At 32.2% G+C, this 9,886-nt stretch carries 11 protein-coding genes and 1 pseudogene; 9 read left to right on the top strand and 3 right to left on the bottom strand.

What is annotated here, in order from left to right:
• The 3 genes from KI356_RS07520 to KI356_RS07510 all read left to right on the top strand — a co-directional run.
• Positions 1-821, top strand: an 821-nt coding sequence (locus KI356_RS07520; RefSeq protein ID WP_212935147.1) for an aminotransferase-like domain-containing protein, incomplete at its 5' end; no start/stop codon positions are given.
• Between the two features lie 20 nt (positions 822-841).
• Entirely contained in the window at positions 842-1,192 is a 351-nt protein-coding gene (locus KI356_RS07515; RefSeq protein ID WP_212935146.1) for a carboxypeptidase regulatory-like domain-containing protein, read from the top strand.
• 173 nt (positions 1,193-1,365) lie between these two features.
• Complete coding sequence (locus tag KI356_RS07510) at positions 1,366-1,569, top strand: hypothetical protein (RefSeq protein WP_212935145.1); 204 nt, start codon at positions 1,366-1,368, stop codon at positions 1,567-1,569.
• A 27-nt stretch (positions 1,570-1,596) separates the two neighbouring features.
• Here the strand turns inward: KI356_RS07510 and KI356_RS07505 are convergent, their stop codons facing one another.
• Positions 1,597-1,839, bottom strand: coding sequence for a hypothetical protein (locus KI356_RS07505; RefSeq protein ID WP_128280107.1), 243 nt, complete (start codon positions 1,837-1,839; stop codon positions 1,597-1,599).
• Between the two features lie 118 nt (positions 1,840-1,957).
• On the opposite strand from KI356_RS07505, the gene KI356_RS07500 reads away from it, so the two are divergent.
• From KI356_RS07500 to KI356_RS07490, 3 genes and pseudogenes are all read left to right on the top strand, one after another.
• Positions 1,958-2,884, top strand: a complete 927-nt coding sequence (locus KI356_RS07500; protein WP_212935144.1) for a zinc-binding dehydrogenase — start codon at positions 1,958-1,960, stop codon at positions 2,882-2,884.
• 82 nt (positions 2,885-2,966) lie between these two features.
• Positions 2,967-3,116 (top strand): annotated as a pseudogene (locus KI356_RS28145) (NmrA family NAD(P)-binding protein); the annotation flags it as partial.
• Positions 3,117-3,263: 147 nt separating this feature from the next.
• Entirely contained in the window at positions 3,264-3,761 is a 498-nt protein-coding gene (locus KI356_RS07490) for a DUF421 domain-containing protein (RefSeq protein WP_128280109.1), read from the top strand.
• A 94-nt stretch (positions 3,762-3,855) separates the two neighbouring features.
• Here the strand turns inward: KI356_RS07490 and KI356_RS07485 are convergent, their stop codons facing one another.
• Positions 3,856-5,352 carry a multicopper oxidase family protein gene (locus KI356_RS07485; RefSeq protein WP_212935143.1) on the bottom strand — a complete coding sequence of 499 codons (1,497 nt, stop codon included), beginning with the start codon at positions 5,350-5,352 and terminating at the stop codon, positions 3,856-3,858.
• Between the two features lie 413 nt (positions 5,353-5,765).
• Between KI356_RS07485 and KI356_RS07480 the strand changes: the two genes are divergently transcribed.
• Both KI356_RS07480 and KI356_RS07475 read left to right on the top strand, forming a co-directional pair.
• The gene (locus KI356_RS07480) at positions 5,766-6,299 is read left to right on the top strand and encodes a TetR/AcrR family transcriptional regulator (RefSeq protein ID WP_128280111.1); all 534 of its coding nucleotides are present in this window, start codon (positions 5,766-5,768) and stop codon (positions 6,297-6,299) included.
• A 158-nt stretch (positions 6,300-6,457) separates the two neighbouring features.
• On the top strand, positions 6,458-6,880 hold the full coding sequence (locus tag KI356_RS07475) for a DUF3995 domain-containing protein (protein ID WP_002147682.1): 423 nt from the start codon (positions 6,458-6,460) through the stop codon (positions 6,878-6,880).
• Positions 6,881-7,220: 340 nt separating this feature from the next.
• On the opposite strand, the gene pdxR is transcribed toward KI356_RS07475, so the two are convergent.
• Entirely contained in the window at positions 7,221-8,660 is a 1,440-nt protein-coding gene (pdxR, locus tag KI356_RS07470) for a MocR-like pyridoxine biosynthesis transcription factor PdxR (protein ID WP_212935142.1), read from the bottom strand.
• A 148-nt stretch (positions 8,661-8,808) separates the two neighbouring features.
• Here pdxR and KI356_RS07465 point away from each other — a divergent pair, with 148 nt between their 5' ends.
• A complete protein-coding gene (locus tag KI356_RS07465) occupies positions 8,809-9,726 on the top strand; it encodes a DMT family transporter (protein ID WP_212935141.1) in 918 nt (305 codons plus the stop codon).
• The last annotated feature ends 160 nt before the right edge of the window (positions 9,727-9,886 follow it).

Genomic DNA, 9,886 nt, shown 5'->3' with positions numbered 1-9,886 from the left:
AAACAAATAACATTCCTGTAATCGGAATAAAGCGTACGCATGAAGGAATAGATTTAAATGAATTAGAGATGATATTCCGAACAGAAAAAATTAAATTCTTTTATACAATACCGAGATTTCATCATCCACTTGGTACTTCGTATTCTAAAAAAGATAGAGAGAAGATTATTCAACTTGCGAAGAAATATAATGTATTTATAGTGGAAGACGACTATTTAGCTGACTTAGAAACTAATTCAAAAGTAGATCCGTTTTACAGCCAAGATAATTGTAATCATGTTATATATTTGAAAAGTTACTCAAAGATTATTTTTCCAGGTTTACGAGTTGGTGTTGCAGTTATTCCACCAGCTATCGCAAATACTTTCAATAAATATAAAAAGATATTAGATATTGATAGTCCGATGATTTCTCAAGCTGCTTTAGAAATTTACATAAAGAGCGGAATGTTTGATCGGCATAAAAGTAAAATTAAATCTTCCTACTACAATAGATCAATAAAATTAGCAGAAGCATTAGAAAAAGTGCAAAATGAAAATCCATCATTATTTACATATAATAGACAAAACACATTGGGAATACACACTTGTTTAGAAATAGAGAAAAACATAGTTACAGAAACATTTATAAAAAAAATAAGAGAAAATCAAATAAGTATCGATTCAATTGATAGAAATTATTTAAATGATTTTCATAAAGAAAAGTTGTTAAAGTTAAACGTATCGAATGTAAAAGAAGATAAGATTGAAGAAGGTATTCGCAAAGTAATTGAGGAAATCAAACAATCGGGACAGTTAAATTTTCAATTTAAAAAAGAATAATATGTATAAGGAGGTTTGTTGTGAGACGCAAAATAATTCCCTTGTTTATATGTATTGCTATAGTAATTGGAGCAATGGTTGTGACTAAATATTATAAAGAAGATGATCAATGCATAGCAGTTGCTAAGTATTCAAGAGGTATTATCGTAGCTCAAAATAACGAACCTATATTTAATGTGAAAATTTATGAAGATTCTATTGAAAGTAAGGAACGTAGTATTTCAAATGAACAAGGTGAATTTGAAATTGTAAATGGCGTTTGTGGTGAAATTACGTTGCAATTGGTTACTCCAGATGGCGAAACCTATACGAGAATATATGATAGTAAGCATATACCAAAAGTAATAAAGCTAAATTATAAAAGTAAGTAGAATTAAAACCATAACAAGGAAAAGGTGTAAAATTAAAATTTACATTTTTTAGAGCACTCAATGGCTGAGTGCTCTTTTTGTTTGTGACATAATTATTAAAATGGAAATAAACTACCAAAAAATGATATTCTTAAAGTATAGCTTTTATTTTGAATAGGAGGGTGATGGAGTCTATGGCGGTTCGTATAGTCGATGATTTACAGCAATTATCGTTGTTACTCATGTTTTTAAGTACATTTATATTTTACAGATATTTAAAGAAGGTTAGACGAGAGAGAAAATTGACTGGTTTTGAATGGACAATGTATTTTGTCACTCAATTTGCGACATTAATTTGGGCAATTACTTATTTTATTAAACACTTAGCTGAATCGTAATTTCTATTCATTCAATCTAGTTTACTGTTATCTATTAGGGATATAAATATAGTCTGTATCTAAATCAATGACAACATCGCTTGTAACATTTTCCTGTAAGGACTTTGGAAGGTGTTCATATTGATAGCGTACACAAAATAAACTAACAATATCATCATTTGATAACTTTTCGTTTTTTACGTTAAAATACATTATTTTCAACTCGCTGATAGAACAGCTATGGCTAATAACATACTCATTTATTCCATATCCATCAAATTCAATTATCATGTTATCACTGTTGGTTGCTAGCCAACGTTATAGCTTAAATTTTGGATGAATCTTTCATATTGATTATTATAGCTTAAAGTTTAGTGTGAATATATTTTTATAAAGTGAGAGGATTTCAATGAAACAATATAAATTAGTTTTAGAAGGATCTAAACAGTTAAAGTGGGAAACGGTTGAAATTAGGCCCATACAGGATGATGAAATTATCGTTAAAACAATCGCAGGTGCAATAAGTATTGGGGCAGAGTTACCACAGTATAAAGAATCGGACATTTCAGATGTTAATCCTTTATATCCGAGAGAAACTGGATATGAAAGTTATGGTGAAGTTATTCAAGTTGGTAGTAAAGTAACAAATTTAAATGTAGGTGATAAAGTAGTTTCTTTTTATGGTCATCAAACGATAAGTATAGTTAAGGGACATAAAGTAATTCGAGTACCTAGTTATATAAAATCTAAAGCTGCCTTATTATCCATTCTGTCATGTGATGCTGCTAAAGGAGTATTAAAACTAAACCCACGACAGGATAAAAAAGTACTAATAACTGGCATGGGGGTTATGGGTTTACTAGCTTGTTATTTCTTAAAAAACTATGCAGGTGTTGATCATGTGGATGTTGTTGAACCTAATAGAAATAGAAGAGGATTTGCAAAGAAATTTGGTGCAAAAAACATATATGATTCAGAAGAACGAATAATAGAAACATATAATTACGGTTTCGAATGTTCAGCTACAAATAGCGGATTCCGTACATTGCAAAAAGCTCTTAACAGTAATGGTGTAATATGTATACTTTCTGATGGTAATAAAGTAGAACTAACATTAACCGCCGACTTTTATCGGAAAGAATTGCAAATCATTGGGTCAAGTGACGGATATGATTATCAAAAACATGCAGATTGGTTTTTTAGAAAAATAGAACAAACACCATTTATAGAAGAAATTTTTCAACATGAAATACATTATACTACACTCATACAATGTTTTGAGGAACTGAGTCAAGGGATAATTAATCCTTTAAAAGTATACGTTTCATATGAATAATGAAAAAACTAACCAAATATTTGCCACATACCTTATATATGTTTTTTCTCAATTATGATATTCAAAATAAGAAGGAACACATATGAAAATTTTTGTAGCAGGTGCAACTGGTGTAATAGGACGTTCTTTATTGCTAATGTTAATAAGAGAAGGTCATATGGTGTTTGCAATGATTCGTAATGAGTCGCAAGTAGAAGCAATAAAGAAAGTTGGTGCTATACCAGTAATAGCTGGGAGAGAGGGGCTTCAAATAATAAAGCACATAAAGAGTATGGATGGATACCTTTACATCCTTCATGGTCTGAATAGTGTGTGAAATATCATAAAAATCCTTTAATGGGAATACTAGTAACATTCACTATTAAAGGATTGGGCTGTAATGAATATACTTTTTGAAAGCATTATTTTAATCCTCACTGGAATTATTGTTTTAAAATTGACAGGTAGTAAATCTGTTAGCCAAATGACGAGAGCTGAAATTATTATTGTTGTTTCTATAGGTCGTATTATTGTAGAACCTATATTAAGTAGGAAAGTAATCCCATCTATTTTTACTGCGTTTATTTTTGCGAGTGTTTTACTTATCATTCATTTTTTTGAATTGAAATCACGAAAAGTAGAAAAGTTTCTAAATGGAACTAGCATTATTGTTATAGAAAACGGAGAAGTTTTAAAAAAGAATTTATTACGTGCAAAAATGTCAGAACAACAATTATTTATGCATCTGAGAGAGAAAGGTATACATGAAATCAAGAATTTACAACAAGCAACCGTAGAAATGAACGGACGGATTGGGTATCAATTAACTACTAAGGCACAACCAGTTACTTTGGAAATGCTAGAGAAGTTTCTAGAGCAATACAATCTTAAAAAATAGTTGTAGGCTGAAAAGCGTTTCCTGTACTTTTCGCAAACATGTAAAAGTCCCTTCAGGATTACTGAAGGGACTTTTGTGTTATCTAATGTATATATCAATTTAATTTGTGTCTATTAAGATTGGAAGGTATGATTTTTAACGGTCTCATCATGTCATGGTCTTCATGCTCTAAACGATGACAATGCCATACATAATCTCCAGAATAGGGTTCAAACTTCATAATAATTCGAACGATTTGTTCACCTGCTACTAGAACAGTATCTTTTAAACCGAAATCAGCTGGGAGAGGATCTAACAAGTTTCCATTCAAATCATGCCGATCAAGAACTCGAAAATTAACTAGATGTATATGAATAGGATGAATCCCAACGGTCAAATTTACTAACTCCCATATTTCAACAGAATTTAATAAAGGTGTTTCTGTCACTGGATCGTCCCATTCTTTATCATCTAATAAAAGCATTAGTCGTCCAAATTCATCCTCTGAGTCATTTAATGTTAATCGTCTTACTTTCTTTACTTTTTCTACGGGAATAAAGTCAATGTTACTTAATTTGCATGGGATTTTACTTTTATCTGGGCAGGATAATGGTTTCGTTACTTGGAACTCCAGTATCTCACCAGTTGGATTATCTAAGTCAATTCCATTTTGTAAAACTACTTTTTTTCCTTCAAACCTTGAAAAATCAATAATAATGTCAATACGCTCTGCTGGTGAAACATCTAAACTTTGTACTTTAATCGGCCGTTTAAGAAGGCCTCCATCAGTTCCTATTAAAAAGAATGAGCTAAGGTCACTTAATTGGAACTTGTATGTGCGAGTATTAGAAGCGTTTAATAAACGAAATCTATATTTGCGGGGCTCCACTTTTAAAAATGGCCATACTTTCCCGTTGACTGCAATTGTATTTCCTAAAAATAGAGAAACAATAGAAGGGTATGGTAAACCTGGTGATGGATCTTCAGGTTGAGCAGGATAAAATAGGGAACCGTCCGGATTAAAAGATTTATCTTGAACGATAAGGGGTATCTCGTATTTTCCTTTAGGTAGGGGTAGTGATTTTTCTTCTTTATCACGAATCAAGTAAAGTCCTGCGAGACCCGCATATACATTTAAACGAGTAATCCCAAGTGCATGATCATGATACCAAAGGGCAGTTGCTCGTTCTCGATTCGAATAATAATAAATCTCTTTTACGAAACTAGGTCCTGTTTGTTGAAAGTTTTTCGTAAACCATGCTTCAGGATGACCATCACTATCGGGTTCACTTGGGCTTCCATGTAAATGTACAACAGTTCGTACTTCTGGGTTATCATGCGCCCCGTGAACGGTTGTATCAACAGGTAAGAAGTGTTTTTTAGGTAAATCGTTTGACCATCTCACATATACAGGATGATCTTTTTTTACCTCAAACGTTGGACCAGGTACCATTCCATTATAACCCCATACTTTCGTCTTTGGTAAATCACTATGAAACTTGTGTAGCGTTTCAATCATACGTACATCATAAAACGGCTTACCTTTATATGTTCCTTTAGGTTTTATTACAGAGGGAATTGGAAGGGGATCAATAAATTTTTTTAATTCCAAATATCGCTATCTCCTTTCGTGTAATATAGTATATTCTATTACGTGAATGTCATATTGTTTGTATACTTGACCAACAAAATCATTGATATATCCCTTATACATGTGAAGCTAATATGACTTAAAATAATATACAGAAAAATTTAGTGGTCTAACTGCTTCTTCAGGGGTTTTAGGCTGTGGACCATCCGAATTTTCTTGGAATTTACAGAGGAAGGTATTTTACTGGACATAACAGAAAATCTATTTGATTTAGTATGTGCTTGTATTTTACCAAGGGTGATGACGATCAATATTGCGATTAACAACAACAATTAAAGTTTATAATAATAAACAGGATGAATAATTGACAAAAAATGAGAATAGTAGTAATCTAACGTAAAACATACGCTACCGTATTTTATTGGAGAGATGATATGCAATTAACGAGGGAAGACTGGATAAAAGTAGGATTACAACAATTAGCTAATGAAGGAATACATAAAGTTCGCATTGAAGCACTTGCTCGATTGCTAAAAATAAGCAAAGGAAGCTTCTATCACTATTTTCGTGACCATCAAGAGCTTTTAGATTCTATGCTTGACTTTTGGGAAGTACATGCAACAAAGCTGATTGTTCAAAGTATGGAGCAACAGGATGCCTCTTTAGAACAGCTATTACAGATTAGTTTTAATCGAGATAAAAAAATTGAGAATGGTATTTATGCTTGGGCTAAATATGATCCTGTTGTGGCAACACGTTTAGTAGATATAGAAGAACAAAGAATTTCTTGTGTTGCAAAATTGTATCAAAAAATGGGTGTAGACGAAACTGAATCAATTGATCGAGCGAGACTTGCCTATTTAACGTATGTAGGATGGATGACAAGGTTTGAAGCAAATCCTAATTTTGATATTGATAAAATGGTTGAGCTTTTAACTTCTTTCAGCGGGTGTCCAAACATCGACTGAAAGAAGTTAAGCTTCCGGACGCAATTATGCTGAGGCATAATTGATTATTCGATAATAAATGTCCCTAATATGGTTATAAAACCTGAAGGGACAAAATTTTCACTGTAACATACGGTAGTGTATGTTATTTTTGAAGTTACGACATTGGGGGCGAATAAATGAAATTACTATTAACATTAGTAGCTGTAGTGCTTCTGTGTTTTATCAGTTTTTTGCATATTTATTGGGCTTTTGGAGGTCGATGGGGTTCTGCCGCTGTTATCCCAGTAAAAGAGGGAGAACATAAGCCCGCTTTTACTCCGAGAATATGGGGAACATTATTCATAGCCATTCTTATTCTACTAGCTAGTGTCATTATTGTTGTTCAAGTAGGTTATTTGCAGGGGTTCCAAGCAAATAGTTTATCTAAAATCGGAAGTATTGTCTGTGCTTTAGTTTTCATTATTAGGGCAATTGGTGATTTTAAGTTTGTTGGATTTTTCAAAAAAATTAAACATTCTCAGTTTGCTAGATACGACACTTGGTTCTATAGTCCATTATGTTTATTCTTTGGCTTTGTCTATATCATGTTGTTGTTTTAATATGTATAATGAATTCCCTATAAAATAAATTTTATACAGGAAGAAAACACCTCTTATTGAACAAGTAGTAATAAAAAGAAGTTTGAGCATAGCAATAGAGCAATACGGGTTCTGTTGACAGCGAAGTCCGTTATGATTAGTCATTTGTGGTTAAAAAGAGGATAGAAAGGGCGAATTCATTCAAGCTCTTCTATCCTTTTAATTTTTATACATATAATGTATGACATTAGATAAGAGTTCACTATTAATAATAGGTTCAGCTTATATCTTGACTTTTAATAAAATTTTAAAGTGTTGGTTTTTTATTGTGTGAATAAGAGGTTAGTTGTTGTTTTGGAGTTTAAGTCATTGATTTAAACTTGGCAATTGTATCATGTAATCTTTCTAATCCAATCAACATATCTTTTTCATTTAACATTGAATAACTAATTCGTAAATGATTATATTGAGTTTCATGGCTTAACAGACAAGCTGTGCCGGATAAAAAAGAAACATCTACTTCATTCGCTTTTTGTAATAATGTAAAAGGATCGATTGACTGAGGGAGTGTAACCCATAAGTTAAATCCTCCATTAGGTATTTCAAATTCTAATTCTTTTAATGGAGATAATATATCAATTGTTAAATCGCGTCTAATTTGTAAAGCAGTACGTAATTTTTCTAAATGATTTTTCATTCGTTCCGCTCGTAAAAAAGGAAGTAGTGCTTTTTGTGTTAATAAGGGACTACCTATATCCATCGAAGCTTTCACGGCATATAACCATTCAAAAATAGGACCTTCAGCTGCAAGCGCTGCGATGCGAAGACCTGGTGCTAACGTTTTACTAAACCCTTTTAAATATATAACATGACCATTTGTATCAAAGCTTTTTATTGGAGGAGGAATTTTAAAATCCTCAAAATATATCTCTCCGAAAGAATCATCCTCTAAAATGAAAAATTGATATAGCTCTGCTAGTTCTACAAGTTCCAGTCTTCTTTCTTTATTCATCACAGTACCTGTCGGGTTCTGAAAAGTGGGATTCACATATAACAAAACAGGATTCTTTCTTTGGCAAATATCATCAATTAAATCTGATCGAATTCCGTTGTTATCAAGACTAACAGGGATAATCTGAACTCCTTTATTAACAAATACATCAAGCGCCGCTCCGTAACATGGACTTTCTACTAACACTAAGTCTCCGGGCTTTAATAATGTTTGAGCGATTAAATCAATTCCTTGCTGGGCACCACTTATAATTAATAATTGAGATGGATCTATAACTAATTGTTGGTGTTCTTTTAAGTAGTTTGTTATTTCCACTATAAGCTCTTTATCACCTTGAACAGGTCCGTAAGTTGCTAGTATCATTTGATCTTTATTAAGTAATTTATGCATTTCATCTGAAAGAAATGGATTTGGTAATAAACGTGGATAAAGGATCGCCTGTGAAAAATCGAAATATTTACGATGTTGGCTCATTACATATTGAGAACGCATAACATTAATGGATTTCATTTGTTGCCATTGATATGGAATTGGTTTGAAATCTTTATTCACACGTTTATGTATATAGGCACCTTTTCCTTGCTCGATCCGTATATAACCTTTCGTTTCTAACTGTTTATAAGCTTTACGAACAGTTAATAAACTAATTTGTAAATCAGCGGCCACAGAACGTAAAGAAGGGAGGTAATCGTTATGTGAAAGCATCCCGCTTTGAATTCTTTCAACAATTTGCATATATATTTGTTGGTAATAGGGTATGTTGGATTCTTTACGCAGTACTATCTTCATAGAATCACCTGTTTTTCTTTTTAATTTAATTAAAGCGAAAAACATTCTGGTAATCAACTATATTTTTATTCAACTGTTATATGCGTTGATACACTGTTATACACCATATCCTCTATACTCATTTCAAGAGTAAAAAGGAGGTAGAAAAATGGTCATTTTAAATTATATTTTAGTATGTATTATTTTTGGAACGACATTTTTAACGATAAAAATTGGAATAGAAGCGGGCGCACCACCATTATTTTCAGCTGGAATTCGTTTCTTTTTGGCGGGCCTTATTCTCATTATTATTTTTAAATTAAAGAGAAAGGATATTATGCCTTACTTATTATCAAAACGTATTATATATGCTGGTTTTTGTTTAACATTTATGACATTCGCGACCCTTTACTGGGCAGAACAATATATTTCTTCTGGATTAGCTGCAGTTCTATCCGCTACGGCCCCGATGATGATCTTGCTATTACAATCAAGGCGAACCAAAACAAAATTGCAAAAAGAACAACTTGTTGCTTTAGTTATAGCACTCCTTGGTGTTTTTTGTATTGCTTTACCTGGAATGCATCAAGAACTCACATTCATATGGAGCATCGCTTGCCTAGTTATATTAGTAGGAGAGTTGTTTTATGGAATAGGTTCTATTCGCTCAAAAGAAATACTTTCAGATTTACCGGATGTATCACCATTTCTCATTAATGGTATTCAAATGTTTTATGGGGGAATGTTGCTGTTAATTGTATCTGTTGTAATGGAACAGCCAAATCTGGCTGTATTAACATCTTGGAATGTACAATGGCCAATTTTATATCTCATATTTATAGGATCTATCGGTGGACACGGTTTATATTACTGGCTCTTATCAAAAACAAATCCAGTATTTCCATCGACGTGGTTATATGTATCTCCGTTAATCGCTGTTATTGTAGGTTATTTTGTATTAGGTGAACCATTAAATCCAGCAATGGGTATTGGAGCTTGTTTGATATTAATCGGTGTATTTTTAGCAAATCGTGTTACACTTGGAGTTTATTTTAAACAAGGAAGGTTGTTAAAAAAAGAGATGTAGTTAAAATTTAATGATGTGGAAAACAGTAGAAAACAGCGGAAAACATATTCGAATTTTAGAAGGAAAAATAGTTAATTTGAAGAAAATGATTAACACATTAGAATAAAGATTAGAGATAGTAAAATCAAAAACACAGTTGGGGAAATAACCAACTGTATTT

The sequence above is a fragment of the Bacillus hominis genome, assembly GCF_018332515.1.
GTDB classification, from domain to species: domain Bacteria; phylum Bacillota; class Bacilli; order Bacillales; family Bacillaceae_G; genus Bacillus_A; species Bacillus_A hominis.
This window is presented reverse-complemented; position numbering and strand designations above follow the sequence as displayed.